This is a genomic window from Anaerosalibacter massiliensis, assembly GCF_024623155.1.
Lineage (GTDB): Bacteria > Bacillota > Clostridia > Tissierellales > Sporanaerobacteraceae > Anaerosalibacter > Anaerosalibacter massiliensis.
Map to the genome: position 1 here is coordinate 353,614 of NZ_JANJZL010000003.1, position 26,282 is coordinate 379,895.

Consider the following 26,282-nt stretch of genomic DNA (forward strand, 5'->3'; position numbering starts at 1 on the left):
TTTAAATTATTATAATTTAAAATAAGAGTAAAAATTTAAGTATTGTATAAGATATAAGCATATATGAATGAAGGGAGGTAGAAAATTGTAATTTTAAATGAAAACTTTTTTAAAGTATTTTAGTCTAGCTTTCATATGCTTTTTTATGGCTTTTTTATTAGGAACTCATACTTTTTTGAAAATGAATGCAAATAATGAGAATGATATAGGTTCTCACGAGGAAAAGATAAAAGAAGGGGAAAAACTAAAAGATAATCTAGAAAAAGGGGAGGAAGAAAAAGGTAGAGTTAATTTTATATTATTAGGAAAAGATGATCTCAGAACAGATAGTATTTTATTTATTTCCTTTGATAGAAAACTTAAAACAGTAGATTTGATTTCCATACCAAGGGATACCTATCTTTATAGGAAAGGATATGAAAAGGCAGAGCAAAGAAAGATAAATTCTGTATATGGAGATCATGGCGTAGAAGGAGTAAAAGAAGCTTTATATTTTATTCTTGGAGAAACACCTATTGATCATTATATTATTTTAGACTATAAAGGAGTGGAAAATATAATAGATTCTGTAGGCGGAGTTGAAGTAAATATACCTTTTCATATGAAATATGAAGACCCTACAGCAAATCCGCCATTATATATAGATATTCCAAAAGGAGTCCAAGTTTTAAATGGAGAAAAATCTGTCCAATTCTTAAGATATAGAAAAGGGAGTAACAATAAGGAAGGCTATGCAGAAGGAGATTTAGGCAGAATAAAAGCACAACAAGAATTTGTATTTTCTTTTTTTAAAAAATCTTTAGGTATAAGATTGCCTTTAGTTATAAAGAATAGTTTCAAAGAAATAGAGACAGATATGGGATTAAATGAGGCTTTAAAATATGGAAAAGAAATACTAGAAATGGAAGAGGAGGATTTCAATTTATTTATATTGCCTGGAGTAGCAAGTTATAGGACTTTTGAAGGAAAAACTTTATCATATTATATTCAAGATGAGGTAAAGACTAAGGAATTAATGGAGAAGATTTATAAAGCATCAAAAAAAGTCCCTGTAGAGTAGGGACTTTAAATTGCCTCTTTTTTACTATTTTCAATTATTAATTCTCCTAGTTTATAAATATCTCCTGCACCCATAGTTACTATAATATCTCCATCTTCTATATTGGATAAAATATAGTTTTTAATTTCTTCAAAGGATTTTAAATATATAGCATCTACACCTTTTTCTTTAAGTAAATTAACTAAATTTTTAGAGTGTATTATACCTGTATCTTTTTCTCTAGCCGCATATATATCAGTTATTATAACCTTATCAGCATCATAAAAAGACTCGGAAAATCCATTTAAAAGGAGTTTAGTTCTAGAATAAGTATGGGGCTGGAATATACACCAAAGATCATTTGTTGTGCTTTTTCTTAAAGCACTGAGAGCTGCTTTTATCTCTGTTGGATGATGAGCATAATCATCCATTACCTTTACTCCATTTACATATCCTTTTGTTTCTAACCTTCTATGAGAACCTTTATAATGCTTTATAGATTCAATTATAAAATCTATTGGTATATTATAAGTATGGGCTGCAGCAATACTAGCAAGTGCATTATATACATTGTGTATGCCCATTACATTTAAGGTAACAGGAAACTTACCCTTGTCTTTTATATTAAGTGTAAATTGTGGATATCCTGCATTTGTAAAGGAAATATTCTCTGCAGTATAATCTCCATGGTTATTTATACCAAATGTAATAATATTGGCCTTAGTATCTTTTATAATATTTTCTGCATTTTCATCATCAATATTTATAATTAAATGTCCATTTTCATTTAATTTATTAGCATAATCTTTAAAAGTTTTTATTATATGATCCATGTTTTTAAAATAATCTAAATGATCTTCTTCTATGTTTAAAATTATAGCCATTGTAGGTTGATATTTAAGTATATTTCCTTTATATTCACAGGCTTCAGTTAGAATTAGATCTTGACTACCTATCATTACATTGCCACCTATTGCATCTAATTCTCCACCTAAAAGTATAGTAGGTTCTAAAGGAGAATCATTCAATACTGTTGCTAACATGCTAGTAGTAGTAGTTTTCCCATGAGTACCTGAAACAGCAATGGATTTTTTATACTTTTTCATAAGTTTTCCTAAAAAAGTCCCTCTATCTAAAGTTTCAATACCATTTTTTTTAGCTTCCAATAATTCAGGATTGTCATTAGATATAGCATCTGTATATATTATTAAATCAGCTCCAAGAATATTTTCGCTTTTATGACCTATGTAAATTTTTGCACCTTGATTTTCTAGTTTATTAACTATTAATGATTCCTTCATATCAGAACCAGAAACAGTATATCCTTCTTTTAAAAGTATTTCTGCCAATCCACTCATGCTTATGCCGCCAATACCTATAAGATGAACATGTGAAACCATATACAATTACCTCCTAAAAAAATATATAATATATCTACATTCATTATTACCAAAAAAATTATTATCATACTTTATAATGTTTCATTTTGTCATTGATAAATTATATCATAAAGGTGTATATATAAAAAGGAAAACTTACATTTATATTGAATTATACTATATAAAGAAATAAAATAGGTAGTATATACAGAAAATACTTAATATAGGGTGATTTATATGGAACAATATAGAAGAAACGAAAGAATAGGAGCTATTATGTACATACTTACAAGTAGACCAAATGAAATTTTTACATATAATTATTTTTCTGAAATGTTTAACGTAAAAAAACCTAGTATTAGTGGAGATATATCCATAATGAAGGGGATTGTAAAAAAGTTAGATATAGGTAAAATTGAAACTATTTCAGGGGCTAGTGGTGGAGTGAAATTTTTACCAAAATCTAGGAAAGATGAGACTAAAGAGCTTTTAGAAAACTTATGCAAAAAATTATCTCATAGCAAGAGGATTATTCCTGGAGGATTTATATATACAATGGATATTTTATATACCCCCAGCATAATAAGAAATATAGGAAAAATATTTGCAAATGAATTTATTCATAAAGAAATAGATTATGTTGTAACAGTTGAGACTAAAGGTATACCTATTGCTCTTATGACTGCAGATATTTTAAATGTACCTTTGATTGTCATAAGAAAGAATATAAAGATAACTGAAGGTCCAACTGTAAATATAAACTATGTATCTGGCTCTACTAGGGCTATTCAAACTATGTCTCTTTCAAAAAAAGCTATAAGGGAGAATTCAAAAGTTCTAATTATAGACGATTTTATGAAAGCTGGAGGAACTGTGAAAGGGATAAATGAAATGATGTATGAATTTGGTGCCCAAGTAGTAGGAGTTGGAATATTTCTTTCCACTAAAAATCCAGAGAAAAAATTAGTTAAGGACTATACTTCTCTTATAGAATTAGAAGGCATTGATGAACAAAATGGGAAGATATATTTAAATTCAAAATTTGAATCTTTAGGACAATTTTAATAAAAATTAAAAAGATTACAATAAAAGAAGGATTTCCTTAAAATTTAGAGAATATAATGAATATTTAATAACATATTATTTTATAGGACTTCTGGGAAGGTGGTGAATTAGAATGCAAGTCACAGATGTAAGAATTAGGAAAATCACCGACGAAGGTAAAATGAAAGCTATAGTTTCTGTCACTTTTGATGAGGAATTTGTAGTTCATGACATAAAAATAATAGAAGGTCAAAATGGACTTTTTATTGCAATGCCAAGTAGGAAAATGGCGGACGGAGAATTTAGAGATATTGCCCATCCAATTAATTCAGAAACTAGAAGTAAGATACAGGATGCAATATTTAAGGAATATGAAAAAAACATAATAGACGTATAAAGTAAAAGGACCAAGTTAGGTCCTTTTTTACTATTTTAAATGAATATTATGTATTAATGGATAAATTAGGTGTGGACTTATATGAGAAATCGTATAAAATATTATTGGGTGGAGAAATACAAAAGATAGAGGTGTTTTTTATGACGATTTCAATTATACTTGCTGCTGGAGAAGGAACTAGAATGAAATCAAGTAAGCCAAAGGTATTGCATAATATTTGCGGTAAACCGCTATTAAGCTATGTAATACAGGCAAGTAGAGAAGCAAAAGTGGAAAATAATATAGTAGTAGTAGGTCATGAAGGAGAAAAAATAATAGACAATATAAAAGGTGAAGATATCACTTTTGCAAAGCAGCCTATAGGTGATGAGCTTCCTTATGGAACAGGGTTTGCAGTTATGCAGGCTAGAAGCTATATTAAAGATGATAGTTGTGTTATAATTTTATATGGAGACACTCCTTTGATTTCTGGGGATACCCTAAATAAGCTTGTGGAATATCATAATTCAAGTGATAATGCCTGTACTGTGCTAACTGCAGAATTTGATAATCCTAAAGGATATGGCAGAATAATTAGAGATGGAGATGGAAATATTCTTTCTATAGTGGAAGAAAAAGATGCTAGAGATAAAGAAAAGAAAATAAAAGAAATTAATTCAGGAATGTATTGTTTTAAGGGGAAGTATTTAAAACTTGCGTTAGATAAAATTGATAATAAAAATGCTCAGGGCGAATATTATATTACAGATGCAGTGAAGATTTTTAAAGATGAAGGTCTTAGAGTAGGGGCTTATAAAATAGATGATTCTACAGAGATATATGGTATTAATTCTAGGGTTCAATTAGCTTATGCTGAAAAGTTAATGAGAAGAAGAATTAATGAAAGACATATGGAAAATGGTGTTACTTTAATTGATCCTGATTCTACTTACATAGGAAATGAAGTTCACATAGGTAGAGATACTATAATATATCCTGGGACAATTCTGGAGGGAAATACAGAGATAGGAAAAGATTGTATAATAGGACAAAATAGTAGGATAGTTAATAGCATTATAGACAATAAAGTAGAAATACAGATCTCCACCATATTGGATAGTATTATCAATGAAGGAAGTAAAATAGGACCTTATGCTTATTTAAGACCAAATAGTCATATTGGTAAAAATGTAAAAATTGGAGATTTTGTAGAAGTCAAAAATTCAAATGTAGGTGATAATACAAAAGCTAGCCATCTTTCTTATGTAGGAGATGCAGATGTAGGCAAAAATGTAAATATTGGGTGTGGAGTAGTATTTGTAAATTATAATGGAAAAACTAAAAATAGAACTACTGTAGGAGACAATGCTTTTATAGGTAGCAATTCTAATTTAGTTGCACCAGTAGTTGTAAAGGATTGGGGCTATATAGCAGCAGGCTCTACAATTACGGATGAAGTAGATAAAGGCAATTTAGCTATTGCTAGAGCTAGACAAGTTTCTAAAGCAGACTGGGTATTTAAGAAGGGATTTACAAAAGATAATAAATAAATAGGAGGATTATAGTTATGAACATAACTGGAAGTGGCATCAAAGTATTTAGTGGAAACGCAAACAAAACATTAGCAGAAAAAATATGCAAAGAATTAGGAGTTCCTCTAGGAGATTGTGAGGTTGGGACTTTCAGTGATGGAGAAATATCAGCAAATATTAATGAGACGGTGAGAGGATATGATGTATTTCTTATACAACCAACATGTCCTCCAGTAAATAATAATTTAATGGAAACATTAATACTAATGGACGGCTTTAAAAGAGCTTCAGCAGGCAGAATTAATGCAGTGATACCATACTATGGCTATGCAAGACAAGATAGAAAGACTAAGGCAAGAGAGCCAATAACAGCTAAATTAATAGCAGATTTGTTAACTACTGCAGGAGCAGATAGAGTTTTAAGTATGGATTTACATGCTGGTCAAATTCAAGGATATTTTAATATTCCAGTAGATCATTTACTTGGAGTACCTATTTTAGCTGATTATTTTAGAGGAGTTGTTAATAGAGAGACTGTAGTAGTTTCACCAGATTTAGGTGGAGTTACAAGGGCAAGAAATTTTGCTAATTTACTAGATCTACCTATTGCAATAATAGAAAAAAGAAGACCTAAAGCCAATGTTTCAGAAGTAATGAATGTAATTGGAGATATTGAAGGAAAAGATGTAATAATAGTAGATGATATTATAGATACAGCAGGAACTATAACTAAAGCTGCAAAAGTGTTAAAGAATTTTGGTGCATTAGATGTTTATGCATGTGCAACTCATCCAATTCTTTCTGGACCAGCTGTAGAAAGAATTGAGAATTCAGAAATAGAGAAGTTTATAGTTACAGACACAGTTCCATTGTCAGAAGAAAAGCTAATAGATAAAATTGAAGTAGTAAGTGTTGCATCTATTTTTGCTGAAGCTATTATGAGAATACACAAAAATGAATCTGTGAGTAAGCTATTTGACTAATTTAAGGAGCTGATATGTTTGTATGCAGTAATAGGGCTAGGAAATCCAGGGAAAAAATATGAAAAGACTAGGCATAATATAGGATTTAATACAGTAGATTTATTAGCTAGTAGAAATAGTATAGAAATAAATAAGATTAAATTTAAAAGTGTTTATGGTAGAGGACAGATAGGAAATGAAAATGTTTTATTAGTTAAGCCTCAAACCTATATGAATAATAGTGGAATTTCTATACTTGAACTATATAAATACTATAAAATTCCTATAGAGAATATATTAGTAATAGTAGATGATATAGATATAGATTTTGCTGATATAAGAATTAAAAGAAAAGGAAGTGCAGGAACCCATAATGGCTTAAAGTCAATTATATATCATCTTGAAAGAGACGATTTTCCTAGGATAAAGATTGGAATAGGTAGTCCGCCTCCAGAATGGGATTTAGCTGATTTCGTAACAAGTAAATTTCAAAAAAAAGAAGAAAAACTTATTCAAGAAGCAGTTGAAATAGCTTGTGAAGCAATTGAAACAATTATAAGAAAAAATATAGATATAGCAATGAACAAATTTAATTAAAAAGAAAGCCCAGGAACATAACCTGGGCTTAAGGTATTTGGTTAAGGAGTTGATTAAATGCCGCAAAATATTTTCATAGATCCATTAAAAAATTTACCTTCCTACGAAAAATTATTAGAAGAAATAGGAAGAAGAACTAGCCCTATAGCCATTCATGGTCTAAGCAGTGAAAGTTTAGGTCATATTACCTATGCTCTAAATGAGGATACCCATAAGCAAATATTAGTAGTAACATCTGATGAAACAAAGGCAAAAGAAATATATGAGGATTTAAAAAATTTTCATATTCCTGTGGAACTATATGATTCAAGAGAACTAGTGCTATATGATATTGAAGCTTTTAGTTATGAAACTATTCATTCAAGATTAAAGATTTTATCTAAATTAAACAATGGAGAAAATCTAGTTGTAGTAACATATGTAGAAGCATTGTTAAATAAAATAATGAGTAGAGAAATATTTAAGGAGTATACTGAAAGTATAAAATATGGTGAAACAATTGAACTTGAGAAATTAATTGCAAACTTTGTAACTAAAGGATATGAAAGAGTAAATATGTTGGAAGGAAAGGGACAATTTAGTATAAGAGGAGGTATTATTGATTTCTTTCCACCAGATAACAATCATCCTTATAGAATAGAACTATTTGATGATGAAGTAGATTCTATAAGAATATTTGACATAGGAACTCAAAGATCTATTGAAAAAGTTGATGAAGTATCAATACCTCCTACTAAAGAAATTTTAATTTTAGATGATTTTAAGGAGGAAATTATTTCAAACCTCAATGAGGATTTTAATAGAGGGTTGAGAAAGATTAGTGATGATTCTAAATCAAAAGATTTATTAGATGAAAAATTTTCAAAGTATATAGAAGCATTAAGGGAAGATTTAAGTATATCTAATGTAGATATGGTAACTCCATATATTCCAGATGACAAATTAGGAAGTCTCATAGACTATTTATGTAGGGATAGTTTAGTTTTACTAGATGATCCAAAAAGGATTGAAGAGAGAATTAAAGAAATCTACAATGATTTTGTATTTAAATTTACTGATGTATTCCAACAAGGTGAAGTGTTGCCTAGTCATGAAAGAATATATTTCGATTATGAAAAAATATCCAAAAAAATTAAAGATTATATATGCTTGACTATAACTACATTTTTAAAAACTGATGAAAAATATCCTCCCAAATCAATTTTAAATATTACTACTAAGGGCATGCAGTCATTTCACAATAAAATTGATTTCTTAGTGGAGGAATTAAATCACTATAAATATAGAGGGTATAAAACTATAATTTTTTCAGGAACTGAAGACAGGGGTAAAAGATTAGAAGAGGCTTTAAAAGAAAAGGGTATAGAATGTATATATATTTATGATAATGAACGTGTTATAAAATCTAGTCAAGTATTTATTATATCAGGTAGTATAAATAAAGGATTTGAGTACTCAGCTATAAAATTCGTATTAATAAGCGATAAAGAAGTATTTGGAACGAATAGAAAGCAAGCATCTAAACCTTTTAAAAAGAATACGAAGAAGGTAACAGATTTTTCTGACTTAAAAATTGGAAGTTATGTTGTGCATGAAAATCATGGAATAGGTCAGTATTTAGGGGTAGAACAATTAGACATTCAAGGGATTAAAAAGGATTATTTAACTATTAAATACAAGGGAAAAGATAAACTCTATGTACCTGTAGATCAGATGAATCTAATTCAAAAGTATGTAGGAGCAGACAAATCTAAACCCAAAATAAACAAACTAAGTAGTTCTGAGTGGGGAAAAACTAAGGCAAAAGCAAAAAGAGCTATTGAAGATATGGCAAAAGATTTACTTGAACTATATGCAAAAAGACAAAGTGAAAAGGGCTTTGCATTTAGTTCTGATAATCCATGGCAAAGAGAGTTTGAAGATATGTTTCCATATAAGGAAACTGAATCGCAAGGGAGGAGTATTGAAGAGATTAAAAAAGATATGGAAAAGCCTAGGCCGATGGATAGGCTTTTATGTGGTGACGTTGGATATGGGAAAACAGAAGTGGCTTTAAGAGCAGCTTTTAAGGCGATTATGGATAGTAAACAAGTAGCTTTCTTAGTACCTACCACTATTTTAGCCCAACAACATTATAATACTATAATAAGTAGATTTAATGAATTTCCAATTAAAGTAGGCATCTTAAGTAGGTTTAAAACTCCTGCTGAACAGAAAAAGATTATTGAAGATCTAAGAAATGGAAATATAGATATAATAGTTGGTACTCATAGATTACTGTCTAAAGATGTAAAGTTTAGTGATCTAGGACTTTTAATAGTTGATGAAGAACAACGTTTTGGAGTTAAACATAAGGAAAAATTGAAGCAAATTAAGGAAAATGTAGATGTACTCACTCTTACAGCTACACCTATTCCAAGAACTCTTCATATGTCTTTAATAGGTATAAGAGATATGAGCATTATAGATGAACCACCGGAAGAAAGATACCCAATTCAAACTTATGTAGTAGAATATAATGAGCAATTAGCAAGAGATGCCATTATTAAAGAGATAAATAGAGGCGGTCAAGTTTATTTCGTATATAATAGAGTTGAAACAATAGATAGAATGGCATCTAGATTGAAAAAAATAGTTCCTGAAGCTAATATTGCAATAGGCCATGGTCAGATGAGTGAAAGAGAATTGGAAAAAGTAATGATTAAATTCTTAAACAAGGAATATGATGTTCTAGTATGTACTACTATCATAGAGACTGGTTTAGATATTCCAAATGTAAATACTATAGTAGTATATGATTCTGATAAAATGGGACTATCCCAACTATATCAGTTAAGAGGAAGAGTTGGAAGGACTAATAGATTGGCTTTTGCTTATCTTATGTATGAAAGAGATAAAGTGTTGTCAGAAGTAGCGGAAAAAAGATTAAAGGCAATAAAGGAGTTTACAGAATTTGGTTCAGGGTTTAAAATAGCTATGAGGGACTTAGAAATTAGAGGGGCAGGAAATTTATTAGGAATGGAACAACATGGTCATATTGAAGCAATAGGTTATGATTTATATGTGAAGTTCTTAAATGATACTATAAAGAGATTTAAAGGTGATGAAGTAGAAGATATAGTAGAGACTACTATAGAACTTAAAATAGATGGATATATACCAGATAAATATATTTCTGATGAAGAGATAAAAATTGAAATATATAAGAAGATTGCAAGTATTCAAACTGAAGAAGATTATCATGATTTAGTAGAGGAGCTTATAGATAGATTTGGAGATATACCTATAGAGGTAGACAATTTAATGAAAATATCCTATATTAAAAATATATCCAGTCGTTCATATATAACAAGCATAGTACAAAATAAAGATTTTATAGAGATACAATTTAGTTCATCATCCTATATTAAGCCAAAGCTTATACATGAATTATCCAGTGATTATAAAAGAAGATTGCAATTTGATCTATCAGATAAGCCTACCTTTAAATTTAGACCAGGTATTAAAGTTCTAGATAAATTGAAGGTATTAGTAGAAAAAATAAATAATTCTCTTAAATAAAAAGTGAATATTGATTCACTGATTAAACTTGAGATTAAAGAAAGGATGTTTTAATTGATTAAATCTAATGGAAAAATTTTAAAAGCTTCATTGGTTTTGGGACTAGCAATAATGGTTTTAGCTGGTTGTCAAACAGCTCCTAAAGATTCGGTGGCAAAAGTTAATGGAGATTATATTTCTAAAACAGAATTTGATAAAACTTTTGGAATGGTAAAAAAAGGATATGAAGCACAGTTTGGACCAGATATTTTGAAACAAGAAGGTGAGAATGGTGAAACTTTTGAGAAGATGATAAGAAAAAATATTCTAGATGCTTTAATTATGGAGAAGATAGAGCTTAAAGAGGCTAAAAATAATAAAATATCTACTACTGATGAAGAGGTAAATGAATTAATTAAACAATATAAAGAAAAACTTGGCGGTGAAAAAAAATATAAAGAATTTTTAAAGGATAATTTTGTAGATGAAGCTTACTTTAAGGAAATGGTTAAAAAAGAAATAACAATTGAAAAATACAGAGAGGATTATATAAATAAAGCAAAAGCAACAGATGAAGAAGCAAGAAAATTTTTTGAAGATAATAAAGAATCTTTTGAAATGGTAGAGGCTAGCCATATATTATTAGAAAAAGAGGAAGATGCAAAAAAAGTACTAGAAGAAATTAAGAATGGAGGAGATTTCAAAGCTTTAGCAAAAGCTAAATCAAAGGATGAGGGAAGTGCTAAAGAAGGAGGAAGTTTAGGATATTTTACAAGAGAAAAAATGGTACCAGAATTTTCTAAAGTTGCTTTCTCACTAAAACCAGGAGAAATAAGTGAAATAGTTAAAAGCAACCATGGATATCATATTATAAAAGTAGAGAATAAAATAGATAAATATGAGAAGATGACGGATGAAGGAAAAAAATCAATTATTCAAAATGTGAAAGGTAAAAAACTTCAGGAACATTTAGATAAATTGAGGGAAGAAGCAGATGTAAAGATTTATATGAAAGAGGATAAAGAGTCAGATAAGAAAGCTGATAAAGATAACAATAAAGAAAATAATAAAGGAAATAATAAAGAGGAAAAGAAATCCAAATAATAAAGAAACTTTACAGTTTAAACTGTAAAGTTTCTTTATATATATAATACTTTATCTTAACTTTACCATTCATGTATAAAATGTTTATATAAGTAAAATAATAAATATACAAGAAAATTACATTTTAGGAGGGAAAACATGAAGGCTACTGGAATAGTTAGAAGAATTGATGATTTAGGTAGAGTAGTTATTCCAAAAGAGATTAGGAGGACATTAAGAATAAGAGAAGGCGATCCTTTAGAAATATTTACAGATAGAGAAGGAGAGGTTATACTTAAGAAATATTCTCCTATTGGAGAACTAAATGAATTTGCAACAGAATATTGTGAATCATTGTATGAAACAATTAATCATACTGTTGTTATAACTGATAGAGATACTATTATAGCTATTGCAGGAGGTTCAAAGAAAGAATATTTAGATAAAAGAGTAAGCCAAAGTTTAGAAAAAATAATGGAAGATAGAGAAGTCTATATATCAAATGATACTAATAAACCAATTAGACTTTTTTATGAAGATGAAAATTTAGATGAATACACATCACAAATAGTAGTTCCCATAGTAATGCAAGGAGATCCAATAGGTGCAATAATCTTTATATCAAAAGATTCAGATGTTACAATGGGGGAACTAGAAGTGAAATTAGGAGAAACAGCAGCAGGATTTTTATCAAAACAAATGGAGAGTTAATAAAAAGAGCTATCTTAAAAACTTAAAAAATTTTAAGATAGCTCTTTTATTTATTCTGTAATAAATCTTTTTTTCATAAAATATCTTTTCCATATAGCATATTTAATTTACAAATTTTAAAATATAGTATAAATAAGATTGGAATTTACATTAGTTTAATGTACAATTAGGAATAATGGAGTTTAGTAAATTATAAACCATAGAATATGTGAAAGGTGGTGAATTGCCTGGTTTTAAAAAAAATGCAGATTTTAGACCAGGAATTATAATGACCAGAGAAAATTTTTTAAAAGGTGCGGCTATTCTAGGTATTGCAGGGGTCATAGTTAAAATTTTAGGGGCATTTTATAGAATACCTATTAGCAATATAATAAAGACAGAAGGCATGGGATATTATCAAACAGCCTATCCTCTATATGTCCTGCTCCTAACTATTTCAACTTCAGGATTCCCTGTGGCTATTGCTAAATTAGTTTCAGAAAAAAGAGCCTTAGGAGATTATAGAGGAGCTCATAAAGTATTTAAAGTAGCTTTAGCAGGACTTTTTATATGTGGTATTTTAACTAGTTTATTTGTATTTTTATCAGCAGAAAACATTGTTAAAGCATTAGGAAATACTAATGCTTATTTCTCGCTAATAGCATTGGTACCAGCATTATTTTTCGTACCAATGATGTCTGCTTTTAGAGGATATTTTCAAGGAAGGCAGTCAATGGGACCTACAGCGATTTCTCAAATTTCAGAGCAGGCATTTAGAGTGGGTTCAGGTTTATTTCTAACCTATTATCTATTAGATAGAGGGATTCCAATTGCAGCAGGAGGAGCTTCTTTTGGAGGCTCTATAGGAGCTATTTCAGGAACATTAGCTATGGTTTTAATATACTTGTTTAAAAGAAAAGATATTGGTAAAGAAATAAAGATGACTGAAGGATATGAGGAAGAAACTACTGGGAAAATTGTTAAAGATTTATTGGCAATAGCTATCCCAATAACTATAGGTTCAGCTATTGCACCTATAATGGATACTATTGATGCAGCTATAGTTATGAGGAGACTTCAATATGTTGGATTTAGTGAGTTCCAAGCAAATGATCTCTATGGACAATTAAAAGGACTTGCCCAAACCTTAATAAATTTGCCTCAAGTATTTTCAATGGCATTGGCTATAAGTTTAGTCCCAGCTATTTCAGATGCATATGCTAGAAAGAAAAGGGGAGAAATGAAAAGTATAATATCCTCTGGAGTAAGGGTTACTTTACTTATAGGATTGCCTTGTGCTTTAGGACTCTTTGTTTTGGGGAAACCTATTATTAGATTGCTTTATTTTAAGAACTCTTTAGAAGCATTAAATAGCACAGGAGAAATACTTCAATATCTTTCTTTTGGAGTGATTTTCCTAACTCTAGTTCAATCTCTTACAGCTATACTTCAAGGACTAGGAAACCCAATTATTCCAGTGAGAAATTTATTAATAGGTGCTATTGCAAAGACTATACTTACTTATATTTTAACTGGTATACCAAGGATTAATGTGAAGGGAGCAGCAATAAGTACAGTAGTTGCTTATTTAATTGCAAGTACTTTGGACTTGATAAGTGTGAGAAAATATGCGAAGATGGAATTTGAGACAGGAGAGGTTTTTGTTAAACCTTTAATTTCGGCTATAGGAATGGCAATTATGGCAAGACTAAGTCATATAGCCTTGAATTCTGTTATAGGAGATAGATTGGCTACCATATTAGCCATAATTGTAGGGGCAGTAATCTATTTCTTATTGCTTATAAGAACAGGGTCTATAACTTATGAAGATTTTAAATTATTGCCAAAGGGAGATAAAATAGCAAAGACTCTCGTTAAACTTAAATTATTAAAAATTTAGTTAAATAGATAAAACAGGGAGAAGATATACATGAGTAAAATATATATAATAGGATTAGGTCCTGGGGATATAAATTGTTTAACATTAGGAGCATTGGAAAGACTAAATAGTGGATATAAAAACATATTGAGAACAGAAAAGCATCCTACAGTATCTTATCTAAAAGAAAAAAACATACCATATGTATCCTATGATTTTGTATATGAAGAAAAAGAAAATTTTGAACAGGTTTATAATTATATAGTAGAGGATTTAATTGAAAAGGCCTATAAATATAAAGTAGTTAATTATTTTGTACCAGGAAATCCATTAGTGGCTGAAAAAGCTGTAGAAATTTTATTAGATTGTAGGGAAAAAAAGAATATAGAACTTGAGATAATCACAGGAATGAGTTTTATTGATCCTATGTTAGTAGCTGTAAACCATGACCCTATAAATGGACTAAAAATTTTAGATGGATTAAAGATTGAAGAACAAAAGGTTGATATAAATACGGCAAATATTATTACTCAAGTATTCAATAAAAATATTGCTTCCTCTATAAAATTATATATATCTGAAATATATGGAGATGAGTATGAAGTATATATAATAAATAATGCAGGAATAATAGGTAAGGAAAAAGTTATTAAAATGCCTATATATGAATTAGATAGATATGATCAAATAACAGATTTAACTAGTATATATATTCCTAAAGTGGATAAAATAAATACAAAAATTTATGATATAAACAACCTTTTAGATATAATGGATATCTTAAGAGGAGAGGGAGGATGCCCTTGGGATATAGAACAATCCCATTCTTCTTTAAGGGAATATGTCATAGAGGAGGCCTATGAAGTCTTAGATGCTATAGATAATGGCGATATAGATAATCTAGAAGAAGAGTTAGGTGATTTGCTTCTCCAAGTTGTATTTCATAGTCAGATTGCCAGTGAGGCAGGATATTTTAATATAATAGATGTAACTACAAATGTGTGTGACAAACTAATTTTAAGACATCCTCATGTTTTTAAACAAAAAAAAGTAGAAAAATCTAATGAAGTAGTATATAATTGGGATGAAATAAAGTTTAAGGACAGAAAGATTGAAAACTACACAGGAAGATTAAAAGATATTCCAAAACTTCCATCACTTATGAGAAGTTATAAAGTTCAAAAAAGAGCAGCTGACATTGGATTTGACTGGGATGATATTTATGGTACAATTGATAAAGTTAAAGAAGAGTATTTTGAAGTAATTGAAGCATTAAATCTTTGTAAAGGTGGTGATATGGAAAAAGTAGAAGAAGAGATAGGAGATTTATTATTTTCAGTTGTAAATATGTGTAGATTTTCAAAGGTAAATCCAGAAATAGCATTAAATAAAGCCATTAACAAATTTATTAAAAGGTTTGAAAAAATGGAAATAAAAAGCAATGAACTTGGTAAAGATTTAAAAAGTATGACTTTAGATGAAATGGATGCACTATGGGATGAAATAAAGAATACATAAAGTCATCGATATAATAAAAAAAGGATTACAAATAAGAAGGAATTTTTAAAACAAGATAGAATAAGAAGATATAGGCAAACTATATACATTGTATGAGGAGGAATTAATTATGAATAAAGCAGAATTAGTTACTAGTATAGCTGAAAAAAGTAATTTAACGAAAAAAGATGCAGAGAGTGCTTTAAATGCATTTATGAAATCTGTTGAGGAAGCATTAGTAGAAGGAGACAAAGTTCAACTTGTTGGATTTGGTACTTTCGAAGTTAGACAAAGAAAAGCAAGAGAAGGAAGAAATCCAAGAAATCCTGAAGAAGTTATTCATATTCCAGCTTCTAAGGCTCCAGTTTTCAAGGCTGGTAAAGCTTTAAAAGAATCTGTAAATAAGTAAAAAAATCAGGTCAACGACCTGATTTTTTTACTAAGGAGGAAGCGTGCTATGAGAGTAGACAAGTATTTAAAAAATTCAAGGCTTATTAAGAGAAGAACTATGGCTAAAAAGGCCTGTGAACAAGGTAGAGTAATTATAAATGAAAAAATTGCAAAACCAGGAGACGAAGTAAAACCAGGAGATATTATAGAAATCAAATTAGGTACAGGCTCTACTAAAGTTGAAGTATTAAGTATAAAGGATAATGTAGCTAAAAATCAATCAGAAGAACTTTATAAACATTTGAAAGGCTTTTAAATAAGGCCTTCTTTTTTTGTCTTATTTTAAATCTTAAGTCATAAAGTTTTTTAAAATTCATATTATTTAATATGAGGGTATTAAGGTGGTGAATGTAGTGAATGTAAATGATGATAAATTAGGATTTAAAAATCAAAATTTATATTTGGAGGATAGAAGGAAATTATCTATTACTGGAGTGAAACAGGTAGAGAGTTTTAATGACAATACTATAATATTATTTACAGTAAAAGGAGGGCTAACAATAAAGGGAGAAGAACTTAATATTAGTAAGTTGAATTTAGAAGATGGAAATGTAAAAATAGATGGAATGATAAATGGAGTCTTATATACTAATAAATCTTCAAGTTCAAAGGGAAATATATTAGGTAAAATGTTTAAGTGATAATGAGGGGAAAAATATGGACAATTCTGTAAAGGTTCAAGCCTATATATTTTTTACGGTTTTCTATGGTGGTTTAATAGTGGGCTTCATATATGATATATATAGAGGGCTTAGATCTTATCTCAATCCCACAAGGATTGCTACATTTGTTGAGGATTTAGTATTTTGGATTATAATAACTTTAATTGTATTTTTTATTCTTATAAAAAGCAATTGGGGAGAGTTAAGAGGATATATATTTATAGGATTATTTTTGGGAATTTATCTTTATTTAAAAACTTTAAGCAAATTAATATATCCTATTCTTTTAAAATTATTGAGATTAATTTATTTAATATTAAGTAAATTGTTTATGATCATATTGTGGCCTTTTAATATGGTTAGAAAAATGTTATCGCCTATATTTAAAAAGATTAAAAAAGCAAATAATGTCTCAAAACAGATGTTAAAAGATACAAATAAATATATAAAAATATTTTCTAAAAAGAAATAAAGGATTTTATGACAATTTGTAGAATAAATAATATGAGGTGGTTAACATGAATAAAAAGGCAAATGAAGGTAAAAAGAGGAAGAGAAAATTTAAGATAAGACATTTACTTTTATTTCTGTTTATTATATATATATGTTCTACATTATATAATCAGAGGGTTATGATAAATGGACTAAAGAAAGAGAAAGCCAGCACTGAGAAAGATATGGAAGAGTTGAAATCAGATATAGATAGAATTAATACTGAAATTAAAAACAAGGACTCTCTAAAGTTTATTGAAAAAACTGCAAGGGAAGAATTTAGAATGGTAAAACCTAGAGAAATTATCTATATAGACAAAAATAAAAATAAAAATCCATTCTTAATGAAAGGAGACAATTAGCCTAGATTGACATATTTTGTTTTCTAATATATACTAATATTTAAAGACAACAGATTATTTTGTAAGGAGGAATTATTTATTTATGGGCATTGCTGTAGGAAAGGTAGTTGAAGGCACTGTTACAGGAATAACAAATTTTGGTGCTTTTGTTCAATTGCAGGAGGGAAAGACTGGGTTAGTTCATATTTCTGAGATATCAGATGATTATGTGGAAAAGGTGAGTGATTATTTAAAGAGAAATCAAAAAGTTAAGGTAAAGGTCTTATCCATAAATAAAGAAGGCAAAATAAGCCTTTCTATAAGACAAGCTAAACCTAAGACTAGTGAACCAATTGAAATTGATTGGGGTAGAACTGATGATAGACAAAAGCATATGTCCTTTGAAGATAAGCTTTCTAAGTTCATGAAGGAAAGCAATGAGAGGCAAGATCAATTAAAAAGTAGAGAATCTAGAAAGGGGCAAAGAGGCGGCAGTAAAAATGCTGACTATTAAAACCGGATTAATCCGGTTTTTTATTATTTTAAGATATTATTGATGGTTTCTTTTGGTTTTATTTTAACTTAGAGATATCTTCTTATTTTTAACTGTATTTGCAGAAATTGGTATTATGTTAAAAGAAAGTGCCAAGCTTATTAACTTAAAATCCGTAGACTGTTACTAAGTTTAACAAATAAACAGTCCTTTTTATTTGTTTTGTTTTACAAAAAAAATACATTATTATACATTAGATATTAATTTTATTTTTTTAAGCTATACACCCTTAATTATTCTTATTACAGATATAATGTTAGTAATATTAGATTAAAAAAAACTATTGTTTTTTTGATATTTGGTATTTGAATATGTCTAAAGATTTTTTATTTATATAACTAGTATTGACAAATATTTCAGAAAACTTCTGTTATTATAAATTGTAAATACGAAAATATAAATAGGGGTGGTTAGCAATGGCTGAAAGAATGGGGACTGTATCTTTAGATAAAAAGAGGACTTTTAATAAGAAAATAATTTTTGACAAAATGGGGGTTCTCATTGGAGTGTTAGGAATTTTTATATCTAGAACCTCCATTGTAAATGGGTTGACTCCATTTGGAATATCTTTTTTAGCAGCTAGCAGTATTAGTAGTTTTCCATTTATAAGTTTAATATCAGTAATAATAGGATTATTAAGTTTTCATGGTATCAAAGGGTATAATTATTTAATTGTAGCAGGGATTATATATACTATTTTTGGTATTAGAAATAAGGATAAAGAAATACCAATAATAAAGATATCTTTAGTTTCATCTATTATATTTATAGCAGTAGATTTCTTAAGACTACTATTATTAAAAGATTATTATATTTATGATTTTATGATGGTAGTATTTGAAGGAGTAGTTATTTTTACTATGACATATATATTCTCCTATAGTTTCCCTCATAGAATAAGAGAAAAGAGCAAGTTTACTAATGAAGAAATAATATGTATCTTTATTATGTTTTCATTAGCACTTTCAGGATTAGGTAGTTTTAGCGTATTAGGTATCTCTATTAAAAATATACTTAGTATTTTATTTATACTAGTAATAGGATATGCATATGGAGCACCATTAGGTGCAGGTATAGGCATTACTCTAGGAATGGTTGCTTATTTATCCCAACCTGATATGCCATTTTTAATTTCCATATATGGACTTTCTGGTCTATTTTCAGGAGTATTTAGGGATTTAGGGAAAATAGGTTCCATACTAGGATTTATATTAGGAAATAGTATCATGAGTTTTTATATAAATGGATTTGGTACAAGCTTTTTAAATTATTATGAACTAGGAATTAGTAGTGGTGTTTTTGCTTTAGGGTTTAAATATATAGAGGAAAATATATTGCATTTTCTTTCTATAACTTTGAGAGTAGATGAAAATAGTTCACATGATGAAAGAATTAAAGAATTGACAAAAGAGAGACTAAGGGAAGTTTCAGGAGTATTTGATGAATTAAGTAAAATATTTGTAAAGGTTTCAGAAGATAAGGAGATTTGTACTGATAATGTATCTGTTTTTATTGATGAGGTAGCAGAAGATATGTGTAAAAATTGTTCTATGAATAAATTCTGTTGGCAAGATGATTTTTATACAACATATTATTCTATGTTCAATCTCATAACTATGATGGAAATGACAGGAGAAATAGAAGAAGAATATATGCCGGATCTTTTTAAATCTACATGCATAAATACAGAAAATATAATAGAGAAAATTTATAGGCTTTTTGATGTATATAAAATAAACTATATATGGGAAAAGAAAATGTGTGAAAATAGAAAGTTAGTAGCAGAACAGCTAAATGGTATTTCAGATATAATAGGAAATCTTATGGATAATATAGATAGGGAGATAAGTTTTAAAGAAGATGTAGAAGCAGATATATTTACTGCTTTGAAAATTAATGATATAGATATATTAGATGTAATAGTTGCTGAATATGGTGAAGATGATTTTGAAATATATATAGAAGTGGATAAATGCTTCAAAAACAATAATAGTTTGGAAAATGTAAAAGCTATTGTTTCAGAGGCAATAGATCTACCATTAAAAGGAGAATTCACAGTAAATAGTAATGAAAAGACCGAAGAAAGAAATAAATATAAATTTAAAAAGGCCAATAAATTTGGTACTATGACTAAGGTATCAGTAAATAGTCAACTTTCAAATTATATATCAGGAGATAGTTATACATTTGGAGATATAGATGATGGGTATTTTGTAGCCTTAAGTGATGGAATGGGAATGGGAAAGAAAGCAAATTATGAAAGTAGTATAGCTATAACCTTATTAGAAAAGTTTTTAGAAGCAGGTTTTAATGAGGAAATAGCATTAAACACTATAAATTCCCTTCTAATGTTGAAATCAGAAGAAGAGATATTTACCACATTAGATATTTCTACTATAGATTTATATTCTGGCAAATTACAGGCAATAAAAACAGGGGCAGCACCTACTTTTATCAAGAAAAAAGATAGGGTAGAAGTTATAAATTCTAATTCACTACCTGTAGGAATGATAAAAGATTTAGATTTTCAAATATATGAGGAGTTTTTAGAAGATGGAGATTTTATTATTATGATGTCAGATGGAGTACTAGAAGCTAATGAAGAAGTAGCAAATAAAGAAAAGTGGATGAAGGATACTATTAAAGATATTGATAGTTTTAATCCTCAAACAATTGCCAATATGATAATGAAGGAAGCTAAAAAGGTTTCTAATGGAAAAATAAAAGATGATATGACAGTATTAGCTACAAAAATTTGGAAGGTAAATTGAAAATATGACTATGGGGGAATTGATGATTTTTAATCTATATGCTTTTAGCAAATAGGAAGGAGGGATTTCTTTCTATTTGCTTAATTTTTTGATATTAGGAATTTAAAACAATTAATTTTTTAAAAGCTGTATTAAAATAATTTAAATAATTGTAGTACAGCTTATTTTTCTGGTATATTATAAGTAAGGGGTATAATATCTAAACAAAAAATTAAAAATTATCATATAATTAATAGGTAAAGTAGATTTGTGTTTTAGAGATTATTATAGGTGGTGTTATATATTGGAACTTAAGGGAATTATGTTATCAACTATTACAGAACATAGTTTAATTGAAGAAAGAGATAATATTTTGATAGGATTGTCTGGTGGACCAGATTCTATGGCTCTTCTCTATGCTCTTTTAGAAATTAAAGAGAAGATTCCTTTTTTAATTTATATTGCCCATGTAAATCATGGTGTTAGAGGGAAAGATGCAGATGAAGATGAGAAGTTTGTAGAGGAATTATCTAAGGATTTAAATATTCCTTATTATTCCACGAAAATAGATATGGAGGGTTATGCTAAACTACATAAAATGTCTTCAGAAGATGCAGGTAGAAAGCTGAGATATGGTTTTTTTAGAGAAGTATTGTCAAAAATAGGTGGAGGAAAGATAGCAGTAGCTCATAATAAAAATGATCAGGCAGAGACATTAATTATGAGATTTTTAAGGGGTACTGGTATAGATGGTTTAGGAGGTATGGAATATAAATCAGGAAATATTATTAGACCATTATTGGATATATCTAGGGATGAGATAGAGAATTACATAGAAAAGAACAGAATAAAAACCCGATTAGACAAAACTAATTTAATACCTATATACAATAGAAATAAAATTAGATTAGAAGCCATTCCATATATAGAAAAAAATTTTAACCCAAATATAATTGATACATTGTGGAGGACCTCTAATATAATGTCTGAGGATAGTAATTTTCTAAATAAATATTCATTAAATAAATATAAAGAATATATGAAAATTAAGAAAAAAGATAGTATAATCTTAGATAGAAATGAATTTATTAAAGAAGACGATGCTATAAAAAAGAGAATTATAAGGCATAGTATAAATGATTTAACAGGAAGTCTTAAAGGGATTACTAGTAAACATATTTTAGATATAGTTGAACTTTTTGACAAGGGAGAAACGGGAAAAAGCATAAATTTAATAAATAATATAGTAGCTGAGACAAGCTATGATGATATTGTTATAAGACTGGGTAATAGTGAAGATAGAATAAGTTATAATTATAATATTTCCTTAGGAAAACCTATATATATTGAAGAGACAAACTTTTTTATTGAAGCTAAAATTTTACCTAGGTCTGAAGCTGAAATAAATTTTAAAGATAGGTTTATTAAGTATTTTGATTATGATAAAATAGAAGGCGGTTTGTGTGTAAGAAATAGACTAAGAGGAGATAAGTTTATTCCTTTAGGCATGAACGGAATGAAAAAAGTAAAAGATTTATTCATAGATGAAAAAGTACCGCTAAACAAAAGGGAGACTATACCTATAGTAACAGATGATAAAAATATTATTTGGGTAGTAGGCTTTAGAATTAGTGAAAAACACAAAATAACTTCTAGTACAAAAAATGTTCTAATAATAAAATATGTAAAAGCTTAGAAATATAAGGAGGATAAAAATGGAGGAGTTTACAAAAAAGATACTTGTTTCTTCAGAACAAATCGAACAAAAAGTAAAGGAAATAGGAAAAGAAATTACAGAAGATTATAAAGGAAAGGAGCTAATGTTAGTAGGAATATTAAAAGGGGCAGCAATATTTATGGCAGATTTAGCAAGAAGTATTGAAATACCAGTTACTATGGATTTCATGGCTGTATCTAGTTATGGAAGTTCTACTAAATCCTCAGGAGTAGTTAGAATCATAAAAGATTTGGACTCCAATATAGAAGGTAAACATATTCTCATAGTGGAAGATATAATAGATACAGGACTTACACTTAATTATATAACAGATAATCTTAATAAAAGAGGAGCAAGTAGTGTAAAAATATGTACTCTTCTAGACAAGCCTGAGAGAAGAAAAGTAGATGTACCTGTTGATTATAGAGGGTTCGTCATACCTGATGAATTTGTTATAGGTTATGGTATAGACTATGCTGAAAAGTATAGAAACCTACCAGATATATTCTCATTAAAAGAGAAGAAATGTGATTAAAATATATGAAAATTGACTTTGGTTAGATTGTTGTTTTTTAGGATGAAATATGTTATAATTTGAAAATATACAATCTTGCCAGTTCTAGAAGGGAGGACTTAGGTTGAGAAAATTCTTTAGGGGTGTGAGCTTCTATTTGCTTATACTCATTATTATAGTTCTGGTCGTACAAGTGGTAGGTAAAGATGTAGAACCAGTAGTTGAAATGGACGCAACAGAACTAGTAGGACATTTAAAAAACAAAGAAGTAGAAAGTTTGAAAAGTGTGGGAGGAAAAGTTTTAAAAGGCAAGTTGAAAAATGGAACTGAGTTTAGTACTGTATTACCTCAAGAAATGAAGGAAGACTTCTATAAGGATTATGTGAAGCCTCTATTAGATAATAAAGAAATTAGATATAAAGGTGAGGAAGAACCAAGTACACCTTGGATTGTTGGGGCATTGCCAACTATTTTTGCTATACTTATAGTTGTTGTAATATGGTTTGTATTTATGCAACAATCTCAGGGTGGCGGAAATAGAGTAATGTCTTTTGGAAAAAGTAAAGCAAAAATGCATAAAGAAGATGAAAGTGAGAAAGTAACTTTTAAAGATGTTGCAGGTCTTGAAGAGGAAAAAGAAGAATTAAAGGAAATAGTGGACTTTTTAAAGAGTCCAAGAAAATATATTGAATTAGGTGCAAGAATACCTAAGGGTATATTACTTGTAGGTCCTCCAGGAACAGGTAAAACTTATTTAAGTAAAGCGGTTGCTGGTGAGGCAGGAGTGCCTTTTTTCAGCATAAGTGGTTCTGATTTTGTAGAAATGTTTGTAGGAGTTGGAGCTAGTAGAGTTAGAGATTTATTTGAACAAGCAAAAAAGAATTCTCCATGTATAATTTTCATAGATGAGATAGATGCTGTAGGTAGAAAAAGAGGGGCAGGTCTTGGTGGAGGCCATGACGAAAGAGAGCAAACATTAAATCAACTTTTAGTAGAAATGGATGGTTTTGGTACCAATGAAGGTATTATACTCATGGCGGCAACTAATAGACCAGATATCCTTGACCCAGCAATTTTGAGACCAGGTAGATTTGATAGAACAGTATATGTTGGAGCACCAGATGTTAGAGGCAGGGAAGCAATTTTAAGAATTCATACCCGTAACAAGCCACTAGCAGAAGATGTAGACTTAAATGTAGTTGCAAAGAGAACACCAGGATTTACACCAGCAGATTTAGAAAATCTAGTTAATGAAGCTGCTCTTCTTACAGCGAGAGAAAATTTAAAAGAAATACCAATGAATATTATTGAGGAAGCTTCTATTAAAGTTTTAGCAGGTCCAGAGAAAAAGAGTAGAATAATAAGTGAAAAAGAAAGAAGACTTACAGCTTATCATGAAGCAGGGCATGCTATAACAGCTAGAATGTTACCGAATGCAGATCCTGTCCACATGGTAACTATTGTGCCTAGAGGTATGGCAGGAGGATTTACTGCTTATCTTCCAGAAGAAGATAGACAATATATGACAAAGAGACAAATGGAAGATGAAATAGTCCAAATGCTAGGAGGAAGGGTTGCAGAAGCCTTAGTTCTTGGAGATATAAGTACAGGCGCACAAAATGATATAGAAAGAGCTACTAAACTAGCAAGAAGAATGGTAACTCATTATGGAATGAGCAATAACTTAGGGCCTATGACTTATGGAACAGATGATGAAGAAGTTTTCATAGGCAGAGATTTTGGAAGAGCAAGAAATTATAGTGAAGAAGTAGCGGCAGCAATAGATAAAGAAATGAGAACTATTATAGATAGAGCTTATCAAAAAGCTGAAGAAATACTAAAAGAAAATATAGATAGATTGCATAAAGTATCAGAGGCCCTTCTTGAAAAAGAAACCCTTGATGCAAAAGAGTTTGAAGAAGTATTCATGAGTGTATAAGGTAGTTAACAAAGGTTAGCTACCTTTTTTTATTTAAAAAAGAAGGAATTTTAAAATTCATGTCCAAATAGATATGTATAAAGTAAAATTAAATATATTGAACTTTAAAATACTGCTCTATTTGTGCCAATAAGGATGAAACCGAATTGTCTAACAAATATAGGGGCTGTTTCAAAATAAAAAGCCCATAAAAGTAAAACAGGCCGAAGAGCGGTAGCTCTTCGACCTGTTTTTTAGTATAATTTATCTGCAATGAAATCACATACTAAAATTAATTATAAAGCAAAAATCAAAAAAATGCAACTATCTTTTAGTTTTGATTTGGCTAATGATTTTGATATGGATGACGAGGTTTTCCTGGTGCACAATATTATTGAGGAGATGAATTTAAGTTTTTTAACTAGTGCCTACTTTCATAAAGGTAGAAAGCCAGTTGTGGAACCACGTACTATGTTAAAAGTGTTAGTTTTTGCATATTTAAATAGAAAATATTCAGCTAGAGATATTGAAGATGCTTGTAGATATGATCTTCGGTTTAGATGGCTTCTAAACAATAGTAAGACTCCTGATCATGTAACTATCAATAGATTTAGGAATAAAATTTATCCTTTTATGGATGAAATATCAAAACAATTAATAGATTTGTTAATAGAACAAGGAGAAGTTGATTTAAAAAGTATTTATATAGATGGAACAAAAATAGAGGCAAATGCAAATAGATACACATTTGTATGGAAAAAGTCTATCATTAAATATCAGAAAAGATTGATAGAAAAGATTTTGGAGTATTTTAATATTAATGATGAATTATCAAAAGGCGATCTTAAAAAGCTTGTTTTAAAGGAGTTTAATAATGTAAGAAATATTTGTAAATCAAAAGATATAGTATTTGTTTATGGTCAAGGGAAAAGAAAAACAGAAGAGCAAAAAAGATATGAATTGTTTGAAGAATGGCTTAATAAGCTTGATACATATGAAAAACATTTAGAAATAATGGGAGAAAGAAATAGCTATTCTAAAACGGATCACGATGCTACCTTTATGAGATTAAAAGATGATCATATGAAAAATGGACAATTAAAACCTGCATATAATATTCAATGTGCAACAAATGGGGGTTATGTTGTAGGTATAGAAGGATTTAGTAATCCAGCAGATATGAAGACATTACCTACCTTTGTTAATAGTTTATTGGAAAAATATGATATAAAAATAGATAGAGTTGTAGCCGATTCAGGCTATGAGA

The 26,282-nt window shown here is 29.0% G+C and carries 23 protein-coding genes; 22 read left to right on the forward strand and 1 reads right to left on the reverse strand.

Annotation, left to right across the window (positions count from 1 at the left end; all coding sequences use genetic code 11):
- Positions 1-145: 145 nt before the first annotated feature.
- The gene (locus NSA23_RS07085) at positions 146-1,060 is read left to right on the forward strand and encodes an LCP family protein (protein ID WP_257490351.1); all 915 of its coding nucleotides are present in this window, start codon (positions 146-148) and stop codon (positions 1,058-1,060) included.
- A gap of 5 nt (positions 1,061-1,065) precedes the next feature.
- Here NSA23_RS07085 and murC read toward each other — a convergent pair whose 3' ends face one another.
- Complete coding sequence (gene murC / locus NSA23_RS07090) at positions 1,066-2,439, reverse strand: UDP-N-acetylmuramate--L-alanine ligase (protein ID WP_257490352.1); 1,374 nt, start codon at positions 2,437-2,439, stop codon at positions 1,066-1,068.
- A 216-nt stretch (positions 2,440-2,655) separates the two neighbouring features.
- Between murC and purR the strand changes: the two genes are divergently transcribed.
- From purR to NSA23_RS07195, 21 genes are all read left to right on the forward strand, one after another.
- Complete coding sequence (purR, locus tag NSA23_RS07095; RefSeq protein ID WP_042680685.1) at positions 2,656-3,483, forward strand: pur operon repressor; 828 nt, start codon at positions 2,656-2,658, stop codon at positions 3,481-3,483.
- A gap of 112 nt (positions 3,484-3,595) precedes the next feature.
- On the forward strand, positions 3,596-3,859 hold the full coding sequence (spoVG, locus tag NSA23_RS07100) for a septation regulator SpoVG (protein WP_042680687.1): 264 nt from the start codon (positions 3,596-3,598) through the stop codon (positions 3,857-3,859).
- Between the two features lie 140 nt (positions 3,860-3,999).
- On the forward strand, positions 4,000-5,388 hold the full coding sequence (gene glmU, locus NSA23_RS07105) for a bifunctional UDP-N-acetylglucosamine diphosphorylase/glucosamine-1-phosphate N-acetyltransferase GlmU (protein WP_257490353.1): 1,389 nt from the start codon (positions 4,000-4,002) through the stop codon (positions 5,386-5,388).
- A 17-nt stretch (positions 5,389-5,405) separates the two neighbouring features.
- Positions 5,406-6,353, forward strand: a complete 948-nt coding sequence (locus NSA23_RS07110) for a ribose-phosphate pyrophosphokinase (RefSeq protein ID WP_042680691.1) — start codon at positions 5,406-5,408, stop codon at positions 6,351-6,353.
- Positions 6,354-6,371: 18 nt separating this feature from the next.
- A complete protein-coding gene (pth, locus tag NSA23_RS07115) occupies positions 6,372-6,929 on the forward strand; it encodes an aminoacyl-tRNA hydrolase (protein WP_042680693.1) in 558 nt (185 codons plus the stop codon).
- 57 nt (positions 6,930-6,986) lie between these two features.
- Positions 6,987-10,490, forward strand: coding sequence for a transcription-repair coupling factor (mfd, locus tag NSA23_RS07120; protein WP_257490354.1), 3,504 nt, complete (start codon positions 6,987-6,989; stop codon positions 10,488-10,490).
- 54 nt (positions 10,491-10,544) lie between these two features.
- Positions 10,545-11,573 (forward strand): peptidylprolyl isomerase, encoded by a 1,029-nt coding sequence (locus tag NSA23_RS07125; RefSeq protein ID WP_257490355.1) that lies wholly within the window; start codon positions 10,545-10,547, stop codon positions 11,571-11,573.
- Positions 11,574-11,711: 138 nt separating this feature from the next.
- Positions 11,712-12,263 carry a stage V sporulation protein T gene (spoVT, locus tag NSA23_RS07130; protein WP_042680697.1) on the forward strand — a complete coding sequence of 184 codons (552 nt, stop codon included), beginning with the start codon at positions 11,712-11,714 and terminating at the stop codon, positions 12,261-12,263.
- Between the two features lie 208 nt (positions 12,264-12,471).
- Complete coding sequence (locus NSA23_RS07135) at positions 12,472-14,142, forward strand: putative polysaccharide biosynthesis protein (protein ID WP_257490356.1); 1,671 nt, start codon at positions 12,472-12,474, stop codon at positions 14,140-14,142.
- 30 nt (positions 14,143-14,172) lie between these two features.
- A complete protein-coding gene (gene yabN / locus NSA23_RS07140; protein ID WP_257490357.1) occupies positions 14,173-15,639 on the forward strand; it encodes a bifunctional methyltransferase/pyrophosphohydrolase YabN in 1,467 nt (488 codons plus the stop codon).
- A 109-nt stretch (positions 15,640-15,748) separates the two neighbouring features.
- A complete protein-coding gene (locus tag NSA23_RS07145; protein WP_042680704.1) occupies positions 15,749-16,027 on the forward strand; it encodes an HU family DNA-binding protein in 279 nt (92 codons plus the stop codon).
- 48 nt (positions 16,028-16,075) lie between these two features.
- Positions 16,076-16,324 carry an RNA-binding S4 domain-containing protein gene (locus tag NSA23_RS07150; RefSeq protein ID WP_042680707.1) on the forward strand — a complete coding sequence of 83 codons (249 nt, stop codon included), beginning with the start codon at positions 16,076-16,078 and terminating at the stop codon, positions 16,322-16,324.
- Between the two features lie 85 nt (positions 16,325-16,409).
- Positions 16,410-16,709 carry a sporulation protein YabP gene (gene yabP, locus NSA23_RS07155; RefSeq protein ID WP_257490358.1) on the forward strand — a complete coding sequence of 100 codons (300 nt, stop codon included), beginning with the start codon at positions 16,410-16,412 and terminating at the stop codon, positions 16,707-16,709.
- A gap of 16 nt (positions 16,710-16,725) precedes the next feature.
- Entirely contained in the window at positions 16,726-17,202 is a 477-nt protein-coding gene (yabQ, locus tag NSA23_RS07160; protein WP_042680711.1) for a spore cortex biosynthesis protein YabQ, read from the forward strand.
- A 46-nt stretch (positions 17,203-17,248) separates the two neighbouring features.
- The gene (locus tag NSA23_RS07165) at positions 17,249-17,584 is read left to right on the forward strand and encodes an FtsB family cell division protein (protein ID WP_050069760.1); all 336 of its coding nucleotides are present in this window, start codon (positions 17,249-17,251) and stop codon (positions 17,582-17,584) included.
- An 82-nt stretch (positions 17,585-17,666) separates the two neighbouring features.
- On the forward strand, positions 17,667-18,077 hold the full coding sequence (locus NSA23_RS07170; protein ID WP_042680713.1) for a S1 RNA-binding domain-containing protein: 411 nt from the start codon (positions 17,667-17,669) through the stop codon (positions 18,075-18,077).
- Between the two features lie 455 nt (positions 18,078-18,532).
- Positions 18,533-20,887 (forward strand): stage II sporulation protein E, encoded by a 2,355-nt coding sequence (spoIIE, locus tag NSA23_RS07175; protein WP_042680715.1) that lies wholly within the window; start codon positions 18,533-18,535, stop codon positions 20,885-20,887.
- Positions 20,888-21,170: 283 nt separating this feature from the next.
- Positions 21,171-22,562 (forward strand): tRNA lysidine(34) synthetase TilS, encoded by a 1,392-nt coding sequence (gene tilS / locus NSA23_RS07180; RefSeq protein ID WP_246119188.1) that lies wholly within the window; start codon positions 21,171-21,173, stop codon positions 22,560-22,562.
- A 19-nt stretch (positions 22,563-22,581) separates the two neighbouring features.
- Positions 22,582-23,118, forward strand: coding sequence for a hypoxanthine phosphoribosyltransferase (gene hpt, locus NSA23_RS07185; protein ID WP_042680717.1), 537 nt, complete (start codon positions 22,582-22,584; stop codon positions 23,116-23,118).
- A 103-nt stretch (positions 23,119-23,221) separates the two neighbouring features.
- Positions 23,222-25,036, forward strand: a complete 1,815-nt coding sequence (gene ftsH, locus NSA23_RS07190; RefSeq protein WP_042680719.1) for an ATP-dependent zinc metalloprotease FtsH — start codon at positions 23,222-23,224, stop codon at positions 25,034-25,036.
- 252 nt (positions 25,037-25,288) lie between these two features.
- A partial coding sequence (locus NSA23_RS07195) for a transposase (protein WP_257490359.1) occupies positions 25,289-26,282 on the forward strand: 994 nt, incomplete at its 3' end.

Coding starts and splice junctions, on each gene's coding strand:
- NSA23_RS07085 (WP_257490351.1), top strand. CDS start 146: ATGGCTTTTTTATTAGGAACTCATACTTTTTTGAAAATGAATGCAAAT.
- murC (WP_257490352.1), bottom strand. CDS start 2,439: ATGGTTTCACATGTTCATCTTATAGGTATTGGCGGCATAAGCATGAGT.
- purR (WP_042680685.1), top strand. CDS start 2,656: ATGGAACAATATAGAAGAAACGAAAGAATAGGAGCTATTATGTACATA.
- spoVG (WP_042680687.1), top strand. CDS start 3,596: ATGCAAGTCACAGATGTAAGAATTAGGAAAATCACCGACGAAGGTAAA.
- glmU (WP_257490353.1), top strand. CDS start 4,000: ATGACGATTTCAATTATACTTGCTGCTGGAGAAGGAACTAGAATGAAA.
- NSA23_RS07110 (WP_042680691.1), top strand. CDS start 5,406: ATGAACATAACTGGAAGTGGCATCAAAGTATTTAGTGGAAACGCAAAC.
- mfd (WP_257490354.1), top strand. CDS start 6,987: ATGCCGCAAAATATTTTCATAGATCCATTAAAAAATTTACCTTCCTAC.
- spoVT (WP_042680697.1), top strand. CDS start 11,712: ATGAAGGCTACTGGAATAGTTAGAAGAATTGATGATTTAGGTAGAGTA.
- yabN (WP_257490357.1), top strand. CDS start 14,173: ATGAGTAAAATATATATAATAGGATTAGGTCCTGGGGATATAAATTGT.
- NSA23_RS07145 (WP_042680704.1), top strand. CDS start 15,749: ATGAATAAAGCAGAATTAGTTACTAGTATAGCTGAAAAAAGTAATTTA.
- NSA23_RS07150 (WP_042680707.1), top strand. CDS start 16,076: ATGAGAGTAGACAAGTATTTAAAAAATTCAAGGCTTATTAAGAGAAGA.
- yabQ (WP_042680711.1), top strand. CDS start 16,726: ATGGACAATTCTGTAAAGGTTCAAGCCTATATATTTTTTACGGTTTTC.
- NSA23_RS07165 (WP_050069760.1), top strand. CDS start 17,249: ATGAATAAAAAGGCAAATGAAGGTAAAAAGAGGAAGAGAAAATTTAAG.
- NSA23_RS07170 (WP_042680713.1), top strand. CDS start 17,667: ATGGGCATTGCTGTAGGAAAGGTAGTTGAAGGCACTGTTACAGGAATA.
- spoIIE (WP_042680715.1), top strand. CDS start 18,533: ATGGCTGAAAGAATGGGGACTGTATCTTTAGATAAAAAGAGGACTTTT.
- hpt (WP_042680717.1), top strand. CDS start 22,582: ATGGAGGAGTTTACAAAAAAGATACTTGTTTCTTCAGAACAAATCGAA.